Raw genomic sequence first — 20,421 nt, forward strand, 5'->3', positions numbered from 1 at the left:
TTTTCATGATCTCTCGAATAGGTTCACGAGAGGTGATGGGAATGAAGGGACATTCTGACGAGCTTCTTATGCTCTTGATCGGGTTGCTCATTGTTGTATTGATTGTTTTCAAACTTAAAAGCTGGATGTTTAATACACAATCGCGGTTACCTAAGAGTGTACCTTTGAATGATTGGATTCCCGAGCATCCGGCATTGGATCTACTGGAAAAAGTCGGGTATGAGGTAATGGGTGGTCGAATTAAAATCCCTTTGTATTTTGAAGTTAACCAGCAGCAGGAATATCACAGCCGGTTATTTATTGATTATGTAGTTAAAGATCGTAAAGATATATACTACTTGGTGAAAATATCCCGTAAACGGCTTCCGATGGATTGGACGGGTAGTGGAATCAGAGATCAGCTGCTTCCTTATTTTTTGCTTTATCCAGAGTGTGGTGGTCTAATTTATATAGATATGGAATTAGGTAAGAACGGAATACGACGCATCCATTTTGATTGGGATGAAGAGGAATGGATTGGATATGATGATTAAATATACATGTAATTACAGGAGGCCTTTATGAAAGGACAACGACATATTAAAATCAGAGAAATAATCACACATGGAGAAATTGAAACGCAGGATGACTTGGTGGAAGCGTTAAGACAAGCAGGCTTTCAAGTAACCCAGGCTACCGTGTCACGTGATATTAAAGAACTGTTACTGATTAAGGTACCTATGGATGATGGGAGATATAAATATTCACTTCCTACAGAACAACGCTATAATCCAATCCAGAAATTAAAACGTGCGCTTATTGATAACTTTGTTCACATTGATTACACCAATAATTTGGTTGTCATGAAATGCTTACCAGGGACAGCCAATGCAGTTGCGGTCTTGCTTGATAACATGGAATGGAATCAGATTATGGGTACGATTTGCGGCGATGACACGATTCTAATGATTTGCAGAACCAATGAGGATAGCGAAAGCTTAGTCAAGCAAGTCATGGCATTCATTTCGTAATACCTAATCTAAGCATTGAATTTAGGCGGAGGTGGGCTATTCTGTGTTACAAACATTAAGTATCCGGAATTTAGCGGTTGTTGAAAGCGTAGATGTACACTTTTACCCTGGCTTTCATGTTCTTACTGGTGAGACGGGTGCGGGTAAATCGATTATTATAGATGCTCTTGGTTTGGTCGCTGGGGGTAGGGGATCTGCTGATTTGATTCGTTATGGCTGTGATAAAGCGGAGATTGAGGCTCTTTTCGAGCTTCAATTAAGCCATCCTGTTTGGGCTGCCCTTGAAAATATAGGCGTTTCAGCGAATGATGAAGAGCATTTGGTCATTAGAAGAGAACTAACCGCACAAGGGAAAAGTACTTCCCGAATTAACGGTCAGCTCGTTAATTTGAGCATGTTGCGTGAGATTGGTGACTTGCTGGTGAACATACATGGACAACATGAACACCAAAGCCTTTTGCGCCCAGATCGACATTTGCATCTACTCGATACATACGGTGAAGCCGTGATTGGTCCGATCAAGAAGGCTTATCAAGAGCAATACAGTGCTTTTGTGAAGGTGGAGAAAGAACTAAGGGAGTTGCAGGATTCCAGTAAAAAAGCTTATCAAATGCTCGATTTATACCGTTTTCAATTAGAAGAAATTTCAGCAGCATCATTAAAATCGGGTGAGGATGAATGGCTTTCGGAAGAAAGGGTCAAGCTATCCCATAGTGAGAAAATGATGGATTCTGTGTCAGATTCATACGATATACTATACGGCAACCAGGGGCTAGGAGCTGTAAGCTCAGCCGTTTCACGTCTCCAAGATGTCGTCAAGTATGATGAAAAAGGCTTAAAGCCTGTGCTCGAACAGTTACAGTCTGCTTATTATCAGCTTGAAGATGCAGCATTTCAGCTAAGGGATTATAGAGACCAAGTGGAGTTCAATCCTGAGCGGCTTCAAGAAGTAGAAGAACGTCTAGATCTCATTGCGACACTGCGCCGTAAATATGGTGAGAGTGTGGATCAGATCATGTCTTATTACGATAGTATTCTTAAAGAAAGTAGTGTCCTCGAAAATAAAGATGAGCGTCTTGAACAGCTTTTACAGCAACGGGATGGTATGTTGCAGGGATTATCGGTAGCTGCGATCGCGCTAAGTGAAGTTAGAAAGAAATGTGCTGGAGATTTAGCTTCACAGGTGGAAAGTGAACTGAAGGATCTCCATATGGAACGTACGTCGCTTGAGGTTCGTCTGGAGCTGCTTGAGGATGCCAGAGGCTTCGAAATTGGTGGACATAAGGTGAGGCTCACGAAGCAGGGTATGGATAATGCTGAGTTTATGATATCGCCGAATCCAGGTGAGCCGTTGCGGCCGCTTAGTAAGATTGCTTCTGGTGGCGAATTGTCCAGAATGATGCTAGCCATCAAAAGTATTTTTGCACGGCATGATCGGATTCCTGTACTTATCTTTGATGAAGTGGATACAGGTGTGAGTGGTAGAGCTGCGCAATCTATAGCTGAGAAACTCTATAAATTGTCTTCAAGCTGTCAAGTGTTCTCCATCACTCATTTACCGCAGGTTGCATGTATGGCAGACCATCAGTATTTAATTGAGAAGAACATTGAAGAGGGACGTACCATGACTCGCGTAGAGTCGTTAAATCATCAAGGCCGCACGGAAGAATTGGCTCGAATGTTAGGCGGGGTTGAAATCACCGATAAAACCCTCCATCATGCCCAAGATATGCTGAAGTTGGCTGAAGAGCGAAAGGCTGTCAAATCCGCGCCAGCGTAATGATTGACAGTTATAAAAGGCTGGGGGCAAGGTAATCTTATAGGTACGCAATTGGCGACCACCTTTCGTCAAGCGAAACACAAAGGGAGCGTGACAGCCATTGAACTCCAGCCTCAGGAATAAAATGCTCGCTTTTACTACGGTCTTTTTATTATGTTTCCTTGGTACTACCGTCCCTGTCCAGAGTTATGCTGCTTTACCTAATGAACTTCGTCTGTTCTCAGGTGAAACAAACAAGTTGGAGCTTGCGATGCCTGTATATGCTCAAGCGTCTGTTGATCGGCCGGATGTATTGCAACTAAATCATAATTCAGCACAAACCACTTCTCATGTCTCTCCAGCTCATCCTCTTCAACTGCACCCCCGGCAAAGTGGTGTAGCGAAAGTGACATTGAAATTATTCGGTGCGATCCCGATTAAAACAGTGCAAATCCAAGTTGTACCCGGACTTAAGGTTATTCCAGGCGGACAGACTATTGGTGTTAAAGTTAAATCAGCCGGAATATTAGTTGTAGGACATCACTTGGTGAACATTAATCAACAAACACGAATATCTCCTGGGGAAAATGCTGGAATTCAATTGGGCGACTTAATGACCCATATGAATGCTGTCCCATTGCAAGATGTGAGCAAGGTGGCTCAGATTGTTGAAGAAGCAGGTAAAGGAAAGCAAAATTTAGAAATTACGTTTAAACGCGGCGACAAAGTGATGACTACCAAGTTATCACCTGCATACGACGCTGAGGATCGTGTTTGGAGGCTTGGTTTGTATATACGTGATTCTGCAGCAGGGGTCGGCACATTGACCTTCTACGCACCAGACCAAGGCGTATATGGAGCATTAGGACATGTGATCACAGATATGAACACGCAAACGCCCATAGTTGTGGGAAGCGGAGAAGTTCTGCAATCGAACGTTACTTCAATATCTAAAAGTTCTGAGGGCGAACCAGGTGAGAAAAGAGCAAGCTTCATAAGAGAAAGTAAAATCTTAGGAAATATTGAGCGCAATACTCATTTCGGTATATTTGGGAAAATGAACAAGAATCCGGATCACAGCTTGTATAGTGAAGGAATACCTGTTGCTTTTGCCAGTGAAGTGAAGGAAGGACCTGCTGAAATTTTGACCGTTGTCGATGGGCAGCAGGTTGAGCGCTTTAAAGTCAATATCGTTCATGTAGCTAAACAAGATGAACCCGCTACCAAAGGATTAGTTATTCGCATAACCGACCCCAAACTGATCGAGAAAACTGGGGGGATTGTACAAGGGATGAGCGGAAGCCCCATTGTTCAGAACGGCAAGTTAATCGGGGCTGTAACTCATGTGTTTGTAAACGATCCTAAATCAGGGTATGGATGTTTTATCGAATGGATGCTTCAAGATTCAGGCGTTATGCCGCAAGCGAACAGGGAACAACAAAATCTTAAGGCTAGTTAAACGCCTTAAGATTTTTTGTCGTATTTAAACGAATAAAAACGAACGATGTATAAAATAAATAATTATAAATCAATATTACAAAAAAATAAACAAAAATAATTTTCGACAGAAGGAATTCAAAGTCCGATGTCGAAAACTATTCTTTGCACAAATAAAATGAAAATTAACGAAGAGATTCTAAGGAGGAAGTAGCCAGTGCAAAAAATTGAGGTTTTGTTGGCAGACGATAATCGGGAATTTACGAACTTACTCGCAGAATACATTACAGACCAAGAAGATATGGTGGTAACAGGAATCGCCTATAATGGCGAGGAAGTGCTTAATATGATTAATGAATCCCGGAAAGCTCCCGATGTGCTGATATTAGATATCATCATGCCTCATTTGGATGGCCTTGGTGTTCTAGAGCGACTGCGTGAAATGAATTTATCTCCGCAGCCCAAAATCATTATGCTGACCGCTTTTGGTCAGGAGAATATCACCCAAAGAGCGGTGCAGCTCGGGGCTTCTTATTATATTCTTAAGCCATTTGATATGGAGGTTCTCGCGAGCAGAATTCGTCAATTGGTTGGTCAGCAAAGCGTGACTACAGGCTCTTCATCTTTCTCCTTTAGTAAATCAAATGTAGTCCCAATGGCAAAAGGTAAAAATTTAGATGCAAATATCACGTCCATCATACATGAAATTGGTGTACCCGCACATATTAAAGGATACCAGTACTTAAGAGAAGCCATTACAATGGTGTATAACAATATCGAAATCCTGGGAGCGATTACCAAAACGCTTTATCCAGCAATCGCTGAAAAATTCAAAACTACGCCTTCCCGCGTGGAACGCGCCATCCGCCATGCCATAGAAGTAGCATGGACTCGTGGTAACATCGACAGCATCAGCCATTTGTTTGGCTATACAATAAACATCAGCAAATCTAAGCCCACGAACTCTGAGTTCATAGCGATGGTTGCTGACAAGCTTAGAATTGAGCATAAGGTTTCGTAAACCGCCTAGTGACGGGGAATTTTTACGATAGGTTGAAGGCTTGTTCGCAATAACTTATTAATGATTCTCCTTATCGCTTCGATAAACTAAAGCGTTACCATTACGATATATTTAAACTTGTATACATCATGCCAAGAATACCGCACTTTATTGGATTTATCATAAATCCAATAAAGTGCGGTATTTTTTGTTATGCTTTGTAAAAATTATTTTCCTAAGTTTGTATACATATCATCAAAAGTTTTCGTTATGCAAGTGTGGAAAGGAGCGGACAATGAACAATGATGAATTCATTAAACAATTAATGCAGAGGGGAAAAATAATTAAGCATTATTTAGTTCGAATCGGGGCAAACCCAGCAGATGCAGAAGAAATTGTACAAGATACCTTGTTGAAAGGGCTGTCTAATATTGATTCGATTGAACCGGCGAAATTCATGGCTTGGCTGTTTAAGGTGGCAACGAATAAATATTATGATCTTTACAGGAAAGAAGTTAAACGAGGAAAGAGCGTGCCCATTGATTTAGTATCGATTATAGATGACCATTCACCTGAAAGTAGCTATTTACAAAGGGAAAAGAGTCAAGAGGTGCGTGGATTGCTAAATCAGATCCCACTTAAGTACAAGCAGGTACTCATCCTTAAATACGAAATGGGTCTGACCTATGATGAAATCGGCAGATTGATGAATTTAAAATCAGAACGGATAAAAACGGATTTATACCGAGCGAGAAATCTATTTAAAAAAATATATGAGGGAGATCCGAATGATGAACAATGAGTTTTCTGATGCACTTGGTGAAGATAACGAGAAACAGTTTCATAAACTGCTACAAAAGACTAGAAGAAAAACGATTTTGCGGAATATTATCATTTCTGTCCTATGTACATTTGTCATCTTAATCGGATTAATGATTGTGAATCGGTTGCTGCTTTCGCGTAGTTTTGATGAAGCTCATTCCGATATTTCTTATTATAAGCAGATTAGTGATCCGAACGTCAGTCTAGGTGAATTTCAATCACTTGATGGTTTTGGGAGTGGAACAGCAGAGTATAAGACCTATAAAGTCATTGAAGGAATCCCTCTTCCATGGGCGGAAATGAAGATTCATTATAATGTTCTGAGTCAGTTTTCGCAGTTTGATGGGGGATATTCTCCTATTAGCATTGTTGATCCCGATATGGTTAAGCAAGGAATGAACTTCACCAGATCCTATAATGTGCTTAATGGGCAGAGAGAATTGTTATTTTATCACCCTGAAGTCAAGTATACTAAGATGATGAATGAGCTAAGTGAATTAAGTAAAATGAATGCGGAAAAAAGAGTGGAGATGGCAATCTCATTCGATAAGGGCTATACCCTAGAGGAAATCCGCAACATGCTTCCTTCCGGTATTCATGCCAGATGGTACTGGGTAGATACGTATACACCTCAATACATTACATTTTTAGGTGAGACCATGCTTCCTATTTCGAACAACAACGTATTTGGATATGCTGCTTATATCGATAACGAAGAATATTTTGAAAATAACGAGGAAAAGTTCATCACATATGTAAAGGATGGGTTAGCCCTAAAAGGTAATTATCATTGGCAATATCAACAGATTTTCGATAAATTAAGAGGCAATAAAACAGAGCCAACCAAGGATCAGGTGCATAACATAGGTGTTGTAGTTACAGGTAGTGCAAAGACATTAAATGCTTTGCAAAATAAGAGCTATGTCCGCGGAGCTGTGTTGGGCGCTATAGTTGATAAGTATTAAAATTAACATGTTAACCAGTAAACCGTTTTGGTTTATTGGTTTTTTATATTAATTACATATTTATGAGACGAATAGGAGTAGAATGAAAGCGAATACCAACTATTTTTGATACAAATCCCCTCTCTTCGTATATTTGTATATAATTCAATTTATGGGTAATCATGTGCGAATAACTTCGCTTATCAATAGGTTACAATTTTTTGGCTGGATATGATCTTAGAAAAAATTTAGTATAAAGATATTACCATTACGGTAAATAAGAAGTAGGGCTTAAATGAGGAAGGAGTATCGCGTTGTTATCGAAAAAATGGGTTATCGTTTCTGTTGCTGCAGTGGTACTATCCGGAACGTCAATCATGGCTTTTGCTAAAGCCAATCCTATAAAAGTAATGTTAAATGGAACAGAATTTGTTACGGAGATAGCTCCTCAGAAAATGAATGATCAAATCATGCTGTCTGTGCAGGATCTAGCTCATATATTTGGTAAGCGTGTAAGTTTTGATAATAAACAAAACGCTGTACATGTAAATAACAAATCACAAATGCTTGTAGCGGAAACTGAAGATCATACGGTTCAGATCACAGGTGATCAGGGAGAAATGGGAATTGTGGAACATTTGGAGCTGAAAACGCCTGAATTCAGCCGTGCGATTCCTGGAATCAATGTTGATAATCCTACGTACGCGCCTGTTATTATTTCCGCAGATGTTGATGGAGATGGACAGAAGGAATGGATCATTATTCTCACAACCGGATACGGAACCGGCGTTTACGAGTCTAAAGTGTTTGTTGTTAATGCAATAACAGGGAAAGAAATACCTGTCGAAGATGCGAAAACATTATTTTTAAAACAATTCAATGGTCAATTTTCGGAAAAGGGTGCCTCACTGAATATTAGTGACAAGGATTTTGTCATTCCTCCTACTAAAATACAAACAGACGCAAGCAATCGATTCACCCATCCAAGCGTAGGCAGCATCATACAATATGACGTTGAAGGAGACCTTCTGAAGGCGACAACTGCTGTGCAGCTCTCTCCAACTGAGTTTGTGGGTGATGTAACTATTGAATATTCATTTAAAAATGGAGTTTTACAAGGTAATACCGTTGATTTTACGTTATATCCTGAATATAAGTCCTGAAGGGAAAGATTATGAAGACATCGAAGATACATACATTATTTCTGCTATTGCTATTAGCGCATCATTATTAACAGGATGTAACATGGGTACCTCGGAGGACACAAAGCCAGTTGTAACAAATAACCGAGACTTGCGAGTGATATTTTTAGATGTAGGACAAGGTGCGTCACAGCTCATTATAACTCCTTCTGGGAAAACAATGCTGATCGATGCAGGGAACAATGACAAAGAGCAAACGATGATTAATTATTTACATTCGTACGGAGTCAGTAGACTTGATGTTGTTATCGGCAGTCATCCAGATGCTGATCATATCGGTGGCTTGGATCGTGTCATTAAAGAGCTTCCTATTGGGAAAATATATATGCCTAAGATTATGTCTAGTACCAAGACATTTGAATCCGTTCTGGACGCAGTAGCGAGTAAAAATTTGAAGGTTAAGACAGCGGTAACGGATATAGACATTGATTTGGATAATCAAGTTAAGGTGCAACTGCTTGCACCTGTTAAGACTTACGATGATACGAATAATATGTGCGCGGTTGTGAAAATTACGTATAAAAATACATCATTCTTATTGACAGCTGACGCAGAGTCCAAAAGTGAACAAGATATGATAACTTCACATGGCTCCGATCTTAAATCGGATGTGATGCTAGTCGGGCATCATGGTTCTAAGTCTTCAACAACTGCTCGTTTCTTAAATGCTGTGAAACCCAAGATCGCTGTGATTCAAGTAGGAGAGAACAAATATGGACATCCAACTAAACCAGTCTTAAGTCGGTTGAATAAGCAGGGAATAGAAGTATATCGAAATGATTTGAATGGCACCGTGGAAATTGATTCCGATGGGTCTACATTAAATGTTCAAAAGGAAAGGTGATCTATATATGAAGGGAATTGTGGAAGGTTTTGAAGGTTCATTTTGCAGAATAGAAATCCAGGGCGATGTTAAAGACGTTCCCAGAGAACAGGTAGAGGGTCATGTGAGAGCGGGGGATGTCGTAGAATTTAGACAAGGTAAATGGACAGCTAACCCTAAGCTTACTCAGGAGCGAACGGATACGATAAAGAAGAAAATGGATAATGTTTGGGAATAAACAAACCAAATAAAAACTCTCCTACGCATGTTGGAGAGTTTTTGTTTCTTCTATTTAGAGTCATAACATTATTCTACAATTAATTGACCAACCATATTTTCATGACCAGCCCCGCACATTACTGAACAGTTGAAGTCATACGTTCCAGCTTTATCAGCTGTGAATTCAGCAGTACCGTCTTTTTTAAGATCCACGTTAAAGTCGGGAATAGCAAGACCGTGAGCGCCTTCTGTATTTTTAAGCGTTAGTTTTACTTTATCGCCTTTTTTCACTTTAATTTCTTTTGGAGTAAATTCGAAGCTCTTCGCATTTACTGTGATTTCTTGTGTTCCACTACCACTACCTGAAGCGGAATTATCTGTCGCAGTATCTTTGGAATCGCTGCTACCACAAGCTGATAATACAGTCGCTGAAAGTGCTGCAACGGCAATTAAAGAAAATACTTTATTCATTCTATGGTGCCTCCCCTTTTTGTGTAAGCATTGTATTCTTATGAACATGCAGTTCATAATTAACCTCTGTTTAACCTTTTTGAATCACAAGAACTAATGATTATTATGACCAGGCTCAAAATAAGATATACTAATGCCGAAAATTAGCATTCATTTGTGTGCTATGCGATCCGTTTTTCTTATGATCATATTAATCCAATTCATATCCAAGCCATAATAAAAAGCTCTTCATATATGAAGGGCTTATTGTGACATTTTATTTTTTTGTTGGTGAGCTGTTATACAACTTTATGTGGAGGTACGAAGCAGCATCTGCATCGAGGTTCGTAATCATCTGAATCACCGATAAGTATAATGGAGCCGAGTGGAGCGGGCTTACCGTTCACGATCCTTTGAGTAAATATGGCATCAGGACTTCCACATACAGCGCAGAATGCGGTGAGTTGCTGGATATCATCTGCCATCGTAAGTAGTCCACCGATATACCCAAATTCTTTACCTCGGTAATCCAAATTTAGTCCATCGACAATGACATGCTTGCCACAATAGGCGAGTTCATCTACGATACCAAGAATGGGGCGGTTAAAGAATTGTACTTCATCAAAGGCAACGACATCTGCATCTTTTGTTTCCAGAATCATCCTTTCTACCAATTCATCGGTTAGATGTTTCGGGATAGAGATAGCGGGAAGTCGATATCCAATGCGGCTTACAATCTCATCTTTAGCGTACCGCTGATCCTCAGCCGGTTTATAGGCAATTACTTTTTTTCTACCATACTGCATTAGCTTCTGACACCGACGGATGAGCTCGCCCGATTTTTCACTAAACATGGGTCCGGTTATGACGGTTATGCGACCTTTATTCACTAGTGTAACCCCTTTCCAACATGAAACCTTATGCTGTATAAACCATGTGCGCTGACCCCTAATGACAACTCACGTAAAAATGCGGCCTTTATAGATTAACACATCGGATGTGAAGAGGCTATACTTGAAAACACGTTGGATATATGCGTTTAGGCGTGGTAAGGTAAAAAGGAAGGTTCAGCTTAGAACGGAGGGAATTAGACCATGATTGAACAAATAGCAGAGTATGAGCAGCGAATAGCTTATTATGAGAAGAAACTGAAAGCTTTGGCGCAGGACCAAGCTGTGAACGAGGATGTCATTACATTTATACGCGATATGCTAGACGATGTGCAGAAATGTCATCAGCAAAATGTAACGCTGCGTAAATTGGTATTGAAATCATCCGCTCAGCAAAACAAAATGTCCACAAAACTACGTGATGCTCTATACGAATAGGTTTTTTTATGTTGCACCAAATCCAGGGCTCCGCTATATGCTATAGAAGGCTCACTTCTGTTGAAAAGCGGGTGATGTTATAAGCACGCCTAAGAAAAAGTCAAAACGTAAAAAACAGCCTTCAGTCTATAAAAAGTCAGTACGGAATGCCGGGGTACCGGCGCGTCTTAGCCCACCACAAATCGCGGTAACTGCCGGGCTATTATCCGGATTTTTTGACGTGGAAACGATTTTGTTTAATCGCGATAACGAATTTAAAGTGATTCTTACAAGCCGGGTACTTACACAGTTACCAATACTAAGTAATCCTGAATTTAATACTCAGGATGAAGATGCGGTTGATTTTTTAGCAACCACGTTTGTGCCAAAGACATTATAAACCCCCCGGCTTCATAAGCATCGGGGGGTTATATTGTCGTTAAAGATTATGAGGATTGAAGGGGTGGTTTTGGTTTGCGCTTCTCTTTAAAGCGAGGTCCCACATAATTTTTTTTGCGATCGCGGAATAGAATCCAACCCCCAAGAAAACTCATTCCGATTAGAAATAGTACGAGCCCTTCACTGAAGTGGAGCCATTCAAATTTAGGTGAGACAATACTTGTGTCTCCGTGAGCTGAGATATATGCAAATACAGCGTCTTTGATCATTAGAAATCCGGTCATAGCGAGTAATCCGAATACGACCAGAATAATAATGGCTATAAAGCGGGAAATTAAAAGTTTCATATCTTTACCTCTCTGTCCGATCATTTTTAATCCTAATTATCATACCTTCTTCTCAGGTCGATGTCCATGTCTATCCAAATGGCTTAGACTTTGTAAAGGTGGAAAAAGAGAGTACAATGAAAAGGAATGACTAGGTGCAAGCATGATCACTCATAATCAAAATGAAGGATTAAAACGATATCTAAACGAATTTTTTTGTGGGGGTTTAACATGACAATTACATGTGACGTTGCCGTTCTCGGCGGAGGTACCGGAGGTTATGTCGCGGCAATTCGCGCGGCGCAGCTTGGTAAGCAGGTCGTTATTATTGAATCAGACAAGCTAGGTGGAACTTGTTTACACCGTGGCTGTATTCCAAGTAAGTCTTTACTTCGCAGCGCTGAAGTATACGCTGAGATTAAAGAAAGCGAAAGCTATGGTATCGAGACTGCAGGAGCCAAAGTTGTTTTCCCAAAGGTGCAAGCTCGTAAATCGGCCATTGTTGAGCAGCTACACGGTGGCGTTCAATACCTGATGGGTAAGAATAAAATTCAGGTTATTCATGGCAGAGGCCGTGTAATTGGTCCTTCGATTTTTTCACCTAAGAGCGGTGCTGTTGCAGTAGAACTGGCTGATGGTGAAATGGAGACGATTATTCCAACGAATCTAATCATTGCTACGGGATCTCGTCCTCGGATTTTATCTGGACTTGAGCCTGATGGAATGTATATTCTGAGCAGCGATGAAGCGCTCCTTATGGAGGAATTGCCTAAATCGATCATTATTGTAGGCGGCGGCGTTATCGGTGTTGAATGGGCTTCGATGCTGAATGATTTTGGGGTTGAAGTTACAGTGGTTGAGACTGCATCACATATTCTTTCTGCTGAAGATGAGGATGTAGCGCGTGAACTCAGTCAGTTGCTGAAGCGTCGTGGGGTTCGCATCATTACGGGATGTGAATTAATAACAGATACATACCAAGTTCAAGATCAGCAGGTTCATATCGAAGTTAAGAACGGTGAACAACATGAACAACTCGTAGCTGACAAGATCCTAGTATCTATTGGTCGTCAAGCCAATGTAGAGAATATCGGTCTTGAGAATACGGATGTCCGGGTCGAGCGCGGCGTTATTGCTGTTAATCCTTTCATGCAAACAGGTGAAGCACATATCTATGCAATTGGAGATGTCATCGGCGGTTTACAATTGGCACATGCAGCGAGTCATGAAGGTATTATGGCCGTTAATCATTTGGCCGAAGAGAAAGTGCATCTATATAAGAAGCATTTAGTACCTCGCTGTGTGTACACGCGTCCTGAGGTAGCTAGTGTGGGCTATACGGAACAAGAAGCCAAGGCGCAGGGTTTTAATATTAAAGTTGGGAAGTTCCCTTTTCAAGCCATAGGTAAGGCATTGGTACAAGGGAATAAAGAAGGCTTTGTAAAAGTTATTGCGGATGCTTCCACAAATGATATATTAGGCGTGCATATGATCGGCGTTCATGTTACCGATTTAATCAGTGAAGCTGCGCTAGCACAGGTGCTCGATGCAACTCCTTGGGAAGTAAGTCAGAATATTTACCCACATCCGACGCTATCTGAAATACTTGGCGAAGCAATGCTTGCTGTAGATGGTAAATCGATTGGTATGTGATCCTAAAATTAATATAAGAATTTAGCATATGGTCTTTTCTTTTTGGATGAAAAGAGATTATAATAGGGTTAAGCCAAGTCTTAGTACCTGGTTTTAAGATCAGATCAGGATCAAGACTTAATAGCTCTATAAATAAGGAGGCACCTCCATGAACGACAAAGGTACTGTGAATGCAGTGAACAACCATGAACCTCTCGGACTCAGTGACGGACAGGTAATTGATATGTATAGATGTATGCTTCAGGCGCGTAAGTTCGATGAGCGTAACTTACTTCTCCAGCGAGCAGGAAAGATCAATTTCCATGTGTCCGGAGTTGGGCAGGAAGCAGCACAGGTTGCTGCAGCTTTTGCTTTAGACCGACAGAAGGATTATTTTCTTCCATACTATCGTGATTATGGACTCGTCCTTGCCGCAGGTATGACACTACGTGAGCTTATGCTATCTGCATTTGCGAAGGCAGAAGATCCGAATAGTGGCGGGCGGCAAATGCCAGGTCATTTTGGAAGTAAACGGCTTCGTATTGTGACAGGATCAAGTCCCGTAACGACTCAAGTGCCCCATGCTGTTGGTGTAGCTTTGGCAGCGAAGATGAGAAAACAGGAGCTTGTTACCTTTGTAACGTTTGGGGAAGGTTCCAGTAACCAAGGTGATTTCCATGAAGGCTGCAATTTTGCAGGCGTTCATAAACTTCCTGTTATTTTAATGTGTGAGAATAATCAATATGCGATATCGGTTCCGATTCATAAGCAGTTGAGCGGAAGGGTCTCTGATCGAGCTCTAGGCTATGGATTTCCGGGAATACGAGTGGATGGCAATGACGTTCTTGAAGTATATCGTGTGGTTAAAGAAGCACGTGAACGGGCAATTCGTGGTGAAGGACCAACCTTGATTGAAGCGATGATGTATCGTTTGTCGCCTCATTCCACTTCGGATAATGATTTAGCTTATCGTACTCAAGATGAAGTTGATGAGAATTGGAAAAAAGACGGCGTAGCCCGTTTTAAACAATATTTAATTGACCTTGGTATTTGGGACGAAGCGAAAGATGTCGATCTTATTGCTCAGCTCAATTTAGAAATTAAAGAAGCAATCGAGTATGCGGACAATGCACCGTTCCCTAAACCAGAAGATACACTTCTGCACGTATACGCGGATCGTGAAGAGGAGGCAAACTGATGGCAGTTATGGAATACATCGACGCAATCCGTCTAGCCATGAAGGAAGAGATGGAGAAGGATGAGAATGTGTTTATACTGGGCGAGGATGTCGGAGTAAAGGGTGGCGTGTTTACAACGACAAAAGGTTTGCAGGCTCAGTTTGGAGAAGATCGGGTGATGGATACTCCACTTGCAGAGTCAGCTATTGCTGGTGTAGCGATTGGGGCAGCGATGGTAGGGATGAAACCTATTGCTGAGATGCAGTATTGTGATTTCATGCTGCCAGCAACAAACCAAATCATTAGCGAAGCCGCAAAAATTCGTTATCGTTCGAACAATGATTGGAACTGTCCGATTGTAGTCCGTGCACCGATTGGTGGCGGAGTTTTTGGAGGGTTGTATCATTCCCAGTGTGCGGAGTCCATATTCTTTGGTACCCCGGGCCTCAAAATCGTTGCACCTTTTACGGCATACGATGCTAAAGGTCTGCTGAAAGCTGCTATTCATGACCCAGACCCAGTCCTTTATTTTGAGAATAAAAAATGCTATAAGATGATAAAAGGCGATGTGCCTTTGGATGATTATACGGTTCCAATTGGTGAGGCCAATATGCTGCGTGAAGGTTCAGACATTACGGTTATTGGATATAGTATGCCGCTTCACTTTTGTTTACAGGCTGCTGAAGAGCTGGAGGCAGAAGAGGGCATCACTGCAAGAATTTTAGATTTACGCACACTGCAGCCGCTTGATAAGAATGCCATTATCGAATCGGTTCGTCATACAGGTAAAGTGTTGATCGTTCATGAAGATAACAAAACGGGTGGTGTAGGTGCAGAGGTATCTGCAATTATATCTGAAGAATGCTTGTTTGAACTGGATGCACCGATTATGCGTTTGTGCAGTCCGGACGTTCCAGCAATGCCAATCAGCCCAACGATGGAAAAGTTCTATATGCTGACTAAAGATAAAGTGAAAGAAGCCATGCGCCAATTGGCCATCTACTAGGGCAAATTTAGGAGTGAGAATATGTCAGGAAATCAAACGTTAAACGACGTGGTCATGCCGCAACTGGCAGAATCGCTAGTCTCTGCGACTATTGCCAAGTGGCTTAAGCAACCAGGAGATACAATTGAGCAATATGAACCCATTTGTGAGGTCATTACTGATAAAGTGAACGCGGAAATCCCGTCCACGATTGAAGGTGTAATGGCAGAGCTTATCGCTGAAGAAGGTCAGAAGGTTGATGTGGGACAAATTATTTGCCGAATTGCGGTAACCACAGCAGCAACAAGCCCATCTACTACAGAGGTAAATACTTCTGGGAATGTCCAAAGGGTAGTTGAAAGTGCAAGCGCTAATGCTTCGGTTGGCGATACGTCCATGAGAAATCGCTACTCACCAGCTGTACAAACGCTTGCGGCGGAGCATAATGTGAACTTGCAAGCCGTACAAGGTACTGGTATGGGCGGCCGAATTACACGTAAAGATGTGCTCGCGTATGTTGAGAACGCAGCCTCCTCTCGTTCTGAAGTGAATAACACAGTACAGAGTGGGAAAGAATCACAGTCGCCATTTCAAGGGTTACCGCATGCTAATCCAGCGGTATCACCAGAACAGTATATTCAGGCTAGCCCTGCAGCCACACGAAATCAGTCTGGACTTCACATGACAGAAACGCCTAAAATTCCTACCGTCGAGGTAGAAGATTCACATGGTCGCTCTGAAACTCTAATTGATGTGACCCCTCTTCGTAATGCAATTGCTACCAACATGCGACAAAGTGTGTCGGAAATTCCACATGCTTGGACAACTATTGAAGTGGACGTTACGAATCTAGTTTTGCTGCGTAATAAGCTTAAGGATGAATTCAAACGCCGCGAGGGTTATAATCTAACGTATCTGGCATTCCTGTTGAAGGCTGTAGTCAATGCCATCAAGGATTATCCCATTATGAATTCGGTCTGGGCGGTTAACAAAATCATTGTGAAGCGAGATATCAATATCTCACTCGCTGTAGGTACGGAAGATTCAGTAATGACTCCGGTCATTAAACAAGCAGATCAGAAGAATATTGCTGGTTTAGCTCGCGAAATTGAAGAGCTTGCTTCCAAAACACGTCAGGGCAAGTTGAAGCTGGATGATATGCAGGGAGGAACGTTTACCGTCAATAACACGGGGTCGTTCGGTTCAATACTGTCGTATCCAATCATTAACTATCCACAAGCAGCCATCCTTACATTTGAATCGATTGTGAAACGTCCAGTAGTCATTAATGATATGATCGCAGTACGCTCAATGGCTAACATTTGTTTGTCGCTTGACCATCGAATTTTGGATGGAGTCATTTGCGGACGCTTCTTACAACGGGTAAAAGAAAATGTAGAAGGTTACACATTAGATACTAAGGTTTACTAAATCTAATAAGGTTTAGAGCTTTTTCATCATGGGAAGGGCGTGATCTTGACGATGAGTAATACACTACAGGTAAGTTATACCCCAATGATGAATTATGGCGCGGCTTGGGATCTACAAAAATCTATTGTGAGTGGTATTGACCTTGGAGAGCAGCAGGAAACCCTGCTGCTTTTGCAGCATCCACCTACCTATACGATCGGTTCCCAGCGCCACCCTGAGCATCTTCTGCTTAGCAAAGAGCAGTTAAAGCAGCAGGGCATAGAATTGTTTGAAATTGATCGAGGTGGTGACATTACGTATCATGGCCCTGGTCAGCTCGTGGGTTATCCACTGCTTGTCCTTGCAGGTAAGGAAGGTCTAGATTTACATGGTTACCTTCGCAACCTGGAGCAAGTCATTATTAACTACTTAGCTACATACGGTATTGAAGCGAGCCGTAAACCTGAATACACTGGAGTATGGGTTGGGAATCTTAAAATTTGCGCCATTGGCGTTAAGTTTAATAAATGCCGGAACCGTAGAGGTTTTGTAACAAGCCATGGCTTTGCTTTTAACATTAAGGCAGGTATTCAAGAACAGGGATTCCAAGGAATTATTCCTTGCGGTATTCAGGAATTTGGGGTTACTTCGCTTGAAGACTGTACAGGTAAGGTGTTTGACGTTGGACTGGTTGCAGAGGAGATCATATCATTCTTTTCGAATGTTTTTCATTTTGATGAAGTCGTTAAAGCCCGCAGTTATTCCGCTTAAAATCAGCGGAATATGAGCGGCTCAACAACAGCAAAGATAATTGATCCAACCATGGCGAATAACATGAGATAAACAACGAGACGAAACCATTTTTTATTTTGCATAGTATAAGTAGCTCCTTTAAATTGAAATTTAATCTTTACGACACAACGTAAAGTTATACGGAAATGGGGACTACCCTTACATTGTAACGTAACCTTGAAGGAGAGGGAAGTCCAATGATTAATCAAGAACGTTTAATCCGGGAATTCATGGAATTGGTACAAGTGGATAGCGAAACAGGACATGAGGAGGAAATCGCTGTAGTCCTGAAGAAGAAGTTTACGGATTTGGGGCTACATGTGGTTGAAGACGACTCGCAGGCTAAAACAGGACACGGAGCAGGGAATCTGATCGTGACCTGGAAAGCGGATGAAGGTGTTACTGCACCTAAGCTATTCTTTACGTGTCATATGGATACGGTGACACCGGGTAAGGGAATCAAGCCTAGTCTAGGTGAGGATGGTTATATCCGTAGCGATGGTACCACGATCTTGGGCTCGGATGATAAAGCAGGGCTGTCTGTTCTTCTAGAAACCATTCGTGTGGTTCAGGAACAGCATGTACCACACGGACAAATTCAGTTTATTATTACGGTTGGTGAAGAGTCGGGACTGTTGGGTGCGCGCTCTATGGATCCTTCGTATATGGATGCTGATTTTGGATACGCGCTTGATTCTAATGGCGAGATCGGTGCAATCGCTGTGGCTGCACCAACTCAAGCGAAAGTAACGATGAAAATCTTCGGTAAATCAGCACATGCTGGCGTGAACCCCGAGGATGGAATTAGTGCCATTCAGGTCGCATCTAAAGCTGTGTCTCGCATGAAACTAGGAAGATTAGATAAAGAAACAACTGCTAATATCGGTAAATTCTCGGGTGGCGGAGCTACTAATATTGTGTGTGACTTTGTGCAGTTAGATGCTGAGGCACGTAGTATCGTACAAGAGAAGGTCGACCAGCAAATAGCTCATATGCGTGAATCACTTGAAGTTACTGCACGTGAATGCAATGCACAATGTGAATTCCGCAGTGAGATTGTATATCCTGCATTTAACTTTAATGAGCATGATGATGTCGTGCAACTTGCTCAGCGTGCCATAAGTAACATAGGTTTACCTAGCCGAATTTTTCATTCTGGTGGGGGTAGCGATGCTAATATTTTCAATGGCATGGGCATTCCAACATTGAATTTAGCACTTGGTTATGAAGATATCCATACCACACAAGAGAAAATCAAAGCTGCGGATATGGTAAAAGCTTCCGAAATGGTCATCAGTATCATTAAAGAAACGACAAACTCTTAATTATTAAAGAAAATAGGCTGCTCTGGCAACGTGACGAAGCGTTGGCGGAGTAGCCTATTTATGATGTTAATGAAAGAGTGCAGGTACTGGGGTGGATAAGTTTCTTTTCTGCGCTGGTGTCCACTCGGTATGCCAATTCGCTGATTGTAAAATTTCAAAGGCGCGCGTCATATTAGTCAAATGTTGTTCGATCTCAAAGAAATCGTCACTGCCAATGATCTGATGTTCTTGCTTAGCTGTAAGGGATGCAATCGTTTGCTGTAAGTGACAGGAAGCTGCAGCAAAGGCGGGAGGGGGTATGGGTGGGCTCTGTGGTAAATATACTCTCGAAAATGGAGGCGGCTGTCTGATAATCTCCAAAGTCATAATGAATTTCTGCAGCGATGAAACAAAGATCTAGTGAGATTTGGTTTCTATCATATAGCGGAAGCTCCTGCATTTCTTCGAGCATTGATGAAGCCATATCACGATATCCATGCTGATATAATGTGTAAATCAATTCATTCTTCTCATGATTGGTAGGCAAATTCATCATTGCGATCGCTTCTTCGACCTTACCGAGAGCAATGGATGTCTTAGCTGTCTCCAGCGCCTCAAAGCACGATAATAGTGGAACATCTTGTCCCCTATTTATGCACCACGAACAAACATATAAAGCCTCTGATGCCATAATACGTTGCTGACCCATTTTGAGTAATAAATGTTGAGATTCCGTTGAGTACTGTTTAAGCAAAGATAATGCTTCATTACATTCACCTGTCTGAATTAGACACGATACGTAAGGCATTAAATGTTCAACCCAAACATCTCTGGAAAGGGTCAGAGACTTATAAATAAGTAAAGCTTCGTTGTAAGCCCCAAGCACCCAGAGCGAATGAGCAGTAAGTAGTTTATGTGTTATGTTATCGCTTACACTTTGTAAAGTGTACGAAATATCAGCATCGCACATGCCTGAATCATGCATCATTGCACCCCATTCCACCATAGACTCAAGTACGTATTTACCAAGCTTAAGGCACTGTAGGAAAGATTCCTCAGCTTGCTGGATATGGCCTTCCAATCGCATCATTTTTCCATATTCTAACCAACCATGGGGTTCATCAAATATATCTCGATAGGATGCATCATGAGCTTGATCACGAGTATAATGCAGTGCTTTTTCGAGGTATAAGGCAGCCTCTTTGATCTGTCCTCTGGAACGATACCACAACCCTAGCTTATAATGTAGAGAAGGCGAATTGGGCTGGGACTTTAGCATTAAAACTAAATGATCTTTATCCATTATTGAACCCTCCGTTATATATAACAATTTTGGCGGCTCTTTGTTATGAGAAGAAATGAAATATATTAAAATTTAATTGTGTACAATATAAAAGGACTATAGTCATGGGTTTTCCCATG

General features: G+C 41.6%; 23 protein-coding genes. 18 read left to right on the plus strand and 5 right to left on the minus strand.

Annotated features, from left to right (window positions below; translation table 11 throughout):
- Positions 1-41: 41 nt before the first annotated feature.
- The 10 genes from JCM16418_RS13730 (at position 42) to JCM16418_RS13775 (ending at position 9,235) form a co-directional block, all read left to right on the plus strand.
- The gene (locus tag JCM16418_RS13730; protein WP_036649889.1) at positions 42-533 is read left to right on the plus strand and encodes a hypothetical protein; all 492 of its coding nucleotides are present in this window, start codon (positions 42-44) and stop codon (positions 531-533) included.
- Positions 534-560: 27 nt separating this feature from the next.
- Positions 561-1,010 (plus strand): transcriptional regulator AhrC/ArgR, encoded by a 450-nt coding sequence (gene ahrC / locus JCM16418_RS13735; RefSeq protein ID WP_036649892.1) that lies wholly within the window; start codon positions 561-563, stop codon positions 1,008-1,010.
- A gap of 43 nt (positions 1,011-1,053) precedes the next feature.
- Positions 1,054-2,790 (plus strand): DNA repair protein RecN, encoded by a 1,737-nt coding sequence (gene recN / locus JCM16418_RS13740; protein ID WP_036649894.1) that lies wholly within the window; start codon positions 1,054-1,056, stop codon positions 2,788-2,790.
- Between the two features lie 100 nt (positions 2,791-2,890).
- Positions 2,891-4,228, plus strand: a complete 1,338-nt coding sequence (gene spoIVB, locus JCM16418_RS13745; RefSeq protein ID WP_148298815.1) for a SpoIVB peptidase — start codon at positions 2,891-2,893, stop codon at positions 4,226-4,228.
- A gap of 195 nt (positions 4,229-4,423) precedes the next feature.
- Positions 4,424-5,227, plus strand: a complete 804-nt coding sequence (spo0A, locus tag JCM16418_RS13750) for a sporulation transcription factor Spo0A (RefSeq protein ID WP_036649898.1) — start codon at positions 4,424-4,426, stop codon at positions 5,225-5,227.
- A 274-nt stretch (positions 5,228-5,501) separates the two neighbouring features.
- On the plus strand, positions 5,502-6,008 hold the full coding sequence (locus tag JCM16418_RS13755; RefSeq protein WP_036649900.1) for an RNA polymerase sigma factor: 507 nt from the start codon (positions 5,502-5,504) through the stop codon (positions 6,006-6,008).
- Positions 5,995-6,993, plus strand: a complete 999-nt coding sequence (locus JCM16418_RS13760) for an anti sigma factor C-terminal domain-containing protein (RefSeq protein WP_158442433.1) — start codon at positions 5,995-5,997, stop codon at positions 6,991-6,993. Before JCM16418_RS13755 ends, JCM16418_RS13760 begins: the two co-directional genes overlap by 14 nt.
- A 293-nt stretch (positions 6,994-7,286) precedes the next feature.
- The gene (locus JCM16418_RS13765) at positions 7,287-8,135 is read left to right on the plus strand and encodes a stalk domain-containing protein (protein WP_036649904.1); all 849 of its coding nucleotides are present in this window, start codon (positions 7,287-7,289) and stop codon (positions 8,133-8,135) included.
- Positions 8,077-9,018 carry a ComEC/Rec2 family competence protein gene (locus tag JCM16418_RS13770; RefSeq protein WP_148298816.1) on the plus strand — a complete coding sequence of 314 codons (942 nt, stop codon included), beginning with the start codon at positions 8,077-8,079 and terminating at the stop codon, positions 9,016-9,018. The genes JCM16418_RS13765 and JCM16418_RS13770 overlap by 59 nt, the downstream gene beginning before the upstream one ends.
- Positions 9,019-9,025: 7 nt before the next feature.
- Positions 9,026-9,235 (plus strand): DUF3006 domain-containing protein, encoded by a 210-nt coding sequence (locus JCM16418_RS13775; RefSeq protein WP_036649907.1) that lies wholly within the window; start codon positions 9,026-9,028, stop codon positions 9,233-9,235.
- A gap of 68 nt (positions 9,236-9,303) precedes the next feature.
- Here JCM16418_RS13775 and JCM16418_RS13780 read toward each other — a convergent pair whose 3' ends face one another.
- A complete protein-coding gene (locus JCM16418_RS13780; protein WP_036649910.1) occupies positions 9,304-9,687 on the minus strand; it encodes a cupredoxin domain-containing protein in 384 nt (127 codons plus the stop codon).
- Between the two features lie 278 nt (positions 9,688-9,965).
- The gene (locus JCM16418_RS13785) at positions 9,966-10,556 is read right to left on the minus strand and encodes a thymidine kinase (protein ID WP_036649911.1); all 591 of its coding nucleotides are present in this window, start codon (positions 10,554-10,556) and stop codon (positions 9,966-9,968) included.
- 204 nt (positions 10,557-10,760) lie between these two features.
- Between JCM16418_RS13785 and JCM16418_RS13790 the strand changes: the two genes are divergently transcribed.
- Positions 10,761-10,994 carry a hypothetical protein gene (locus JCM16418_RS13790; protein ID WP_036649912.1) on the plus strand — a complete coding sequence of 78 codons (234 nt, stop codon included), beginning with the start codon at positions 10,761-10,763 and terminating at the stop codon, positions 10,992-10,994.
- A gap of 220 nt (positions 10,995-11,214) precedes the next feature.
- Positions 11,215-11,373 (plus strand): hypothetical protein, encoded by a 159-nt coding sequence (locus JCM16418_RS24980; RefSeq protein ID WP_156327222.1) that lies wholly within the window; start codon positions 11,215-11,217, stop codon positions 11,371-11,373.
- Between the two features lie 46 nt (positions 11,374-11,419).
- Here the strand turns inward: JCM16418_RS24980 and JCM16418_RS13795 are convergent, their stop codons facing one another.
- The gene (locus tag JCM16418_RS13795; protein ID WP_036649913.1) at positions 11,420-11,719 is read right to left on the minus strand and encodes a DUF2627 domain-containing protein; all 300 of its coding nucleotides are present in this window, start codon (positions 11,717-11,719) and stop codon (positions 11,420-11,422) included.
- Between the two features lie 210 nt (positions 11,720-11,929).
- On the opposite strand from JCM16418_RS13795, the gene lpdA reads away from it, so the two are divergent.
- The 5 genes from lpdA (at position 11,930) to lipB (ending at position 17,674) form a co-directional block, all read left to right on the plus strand.
- Positions 11,930-13,351, plus strand: coding sequence for a dihydrolipoyl dehydrogenase (gene lpdA, locus JCM16418_RS13800; protein WP_036649915.1), 1,422 nt, complete (start codon positions 11,930-11,932; stop codon positions 13,349-13,351).
- Between the two features lie 148 nt (positions 13,352-13,499).
- Entirely contained in the window at positions 13,500-14,528 is a 1,029-nt protein-coding gene (locus JCM16418_RS13805) for a thiamine pyrophosphate-dependent dehydrogenase E1 component subunit alpha (RefSeq protein ID WP_036649917.1), read from the plus strand.
- Positions 14,528-15,514 (plus strand): alpha-ketoacid dehydrogenase subunit beta, encoded by a 987-nt coding sequence (locus JCM16418_RS13810; RefSeq protein ID WP_036649919.1) that lies wholly within the window; start codon positions 14,528-14,530, stop codon positions 15,512-15,514. Before JCM16418_RS13805 ends, JCM16418_RS13810 begins: the two co-directional genes overlap by 1 nt.
- A gap of 21 nt (positions 15,515-15,535) precedes the next feature.
- The gene (locus tag JCM16418_RS13815) at positions 15,536-16,924 is read left to right on the plus strand and encodes a dihydrolipoamide acetyltransferase family protein (RefSeq protein ID WP_036649921.1); all 1,389 of its coding nucleotides are present in this window, start codon (positions 15,536-15,538) and stop codon (positions 16,922-16,924) included.
- Between the two features lie 51 nt (positions 16,925-16,975).
- Positions 16,976-17,674 carry a lipoyl(octanoyl) transferase LipB gene (gene lipB / locus JCM16418_RS13820; RefSeq protein ID WP_036650234.1) on the plus strand — a complete coding sequence of 233 codons (699 nt, stop codon included), beginning with the start codon at positions 16,976-16,978 and terminating at the stop codon, positions 17,672-17,674.
- A 2-nt stretch (positions 17,675-17,676) separates the two neighbouring features.
- Here lipB and prli42 read toward each other — a convergent pair whose 3' ends face one another.
- Entirely contained in the window at positions 17,677-17,778 is a 102-nt protein-coding gene (gene prli42 / locus JCM16418_RS24705) for a stressosome-associated protein Prli42 (protein ID WP_148298817.1), read from the minus strand.
- A gap of 114 nt (positions 17,779-17,892) precedes the next feature.
- On the opposite strand from prli42, the gene JCM16418_RS13825 reads away from it, so the two are divergent.
- Positions 17,893-19,020: a tripeptidase T gene (locus JCM16418_RS13825; RefSeq protein WP_036649923.1), complete on the plus strand. Its 1,128-nt coding sequence runs from the start codon at positions 17,893-17,895 to the stop codon at positions 19,018-19,020.
- A 232-nt stretch (positions 19,021-19,252) separates the two neighbouring features.
- On the opposite strand, the gene JCM16418_RS13830 is transcribed toward JCM16418_RS13825, so the two are convergent.
- Entirely contained in the window at positions 19,253-20,302 is a 1,050-nt protein-coding gene (locus tag JCM16418_RS13830) for a tetratricopeptide repeat protein (RefSeq protein ID WP_036649925.1), read from the minus strand.
- Between the last annotated feature and the right edge of the window lie 119 nt (positions 20,303-20,421).

The sequence above is a fragment of the Paenibacillus pini JCM 16418 genome (assembly GCF_000576305.1).
GTDB lineage: Bacteria > Bacillota > Bacilli > Paenibacillales > Paenibacillaceae > Paenibacillus_AQ > Paenibacillus_AQ pini.

What these genes read in the sequence shown, in the direction of transcription:
- JCM16418_RS13730 (WP_036649889.1), top strand. Translation starts at nt 42, where the DNA reads ATGAAGGGACATTCTGACGAGCTTCTTATGCTCTTGATCGGGTTGCTC.
- ahrC (WP_036649892.1), top strand. Translation starts at nt 561, where the DNA reads ATGAAAGGACAACGACATATTAAAATCAGAGAAATAATCACACATGGA.
- JCM16418_RS13755 (WP_036649900.1), top strand. Translation starts at nt 5,502, where the DNA reads ATGAACAATGATGAATTCATTAAACAATTAATGCAGAGGGGAAAAATA.
- JCM16418_RS13760 (WP_158442433.1), top strand. Translation starts at nt 5,995, where the DNA reads ATGATGAACAATGAGTTTTCTGATGCACTTGGTGAAGATAACGAGAAA.
- JCM16418_RS13770 (WP_148298816.1), top strand. Translation starts at nt 8,077, where the DNA reads ATGGAGTTTTACAAGGTAATACCGTTGATTTTACGTTATATCCTGAAT.
- JCM16418_RS13775 (WP_036649907.1), top strand. Translation starts at nt 9,026, where the DNA reads ATGAAGGGAATTGTGGAAGGTTTTGAAGGTTCATTTTGCAGAATAGAA.
- JCM16418_RS13780 (WP_036649910.1), bottom strand. Translation starts at nt 9,687, where the DNA reads ATGAATAAAGTATTTTCTTTAATTGCCGTTGCAGCACTTTCAGCGACT.
- JCM16418_RS13790 (WP_036649912.1), top strand. Translation starts at nt 10,761, where the DNA reads ATGATTGAACAAATAGCAGAGTATGAGCAGCGAATAGCTTATTATGAG.
- JCM16418_RS13795 (WP_036649913.1), bottom strand. Translation starts at nt 11,719, where the DNA reads ATGAAACTTTTAATTTCCCGCTTTATAGCCATTATTATTCTGGTCGTA.
- lpdA (WP_036649915.1), top strand. Translation starts at nt 11,930, where the DNA reads ATGACAATTACATGTGACGTTGCCGTTCTCGGCGGAGGTACCGGAGGT.
- JCM16418_RS13805 (WP_036649917.1), top strand. Translation starts at nt 13,500, where the DNA reads ATGAACGACAAAGGTACTGTGAATGCAGTGAACAACCATGAACCTCTC.
- JCM16418_RS13810 (WP_036649919.1), top strand. Translation starts at nt 14,528, where the DNA reads ATGGCAGTTATGGAATACATCGACGCAATCCGTCTAGCCATGAAGGAA.
- JCM16418_RS13815 (WP_036649921.1), top strand. Translation starts at nt 15,536, where the DNA reads ATGTCAGGAAATCAAACGTTAAACGACGTGGTCATGCCGCAACTGGCA.
- lipB (WP_036650234.1), top strand. Translation starts at nt 16,976, where the DNA reads ATGAGTAATACACTACAGGTAAGTTATACCCCAATGATGAATTATGGC.
- prli42 (WP_148298817.1), bottom strand. Translation starts at nt 17,778, where the DNA reads ATGCAAAATAAAAAATGGTTTCGTCTCGTTGTTTATCTCATGTTATTC.
- JCM16418_RS13825 (WP_036649923.1), top strand. Translation starts at nt 17,893, where the DNA reads ATGATTAATCAAGAACGTTTAATCCGGGAATTCATGGAATTGGTACAA.
- JCM16418_RS13830 (WP_036649925.1), bottom strand. Translation starts at nt 20,302, where the DNA reads ATGGATAAAGATCATTTAGTTTTAATGCTAAAGTCCCAGCCCAATTCG.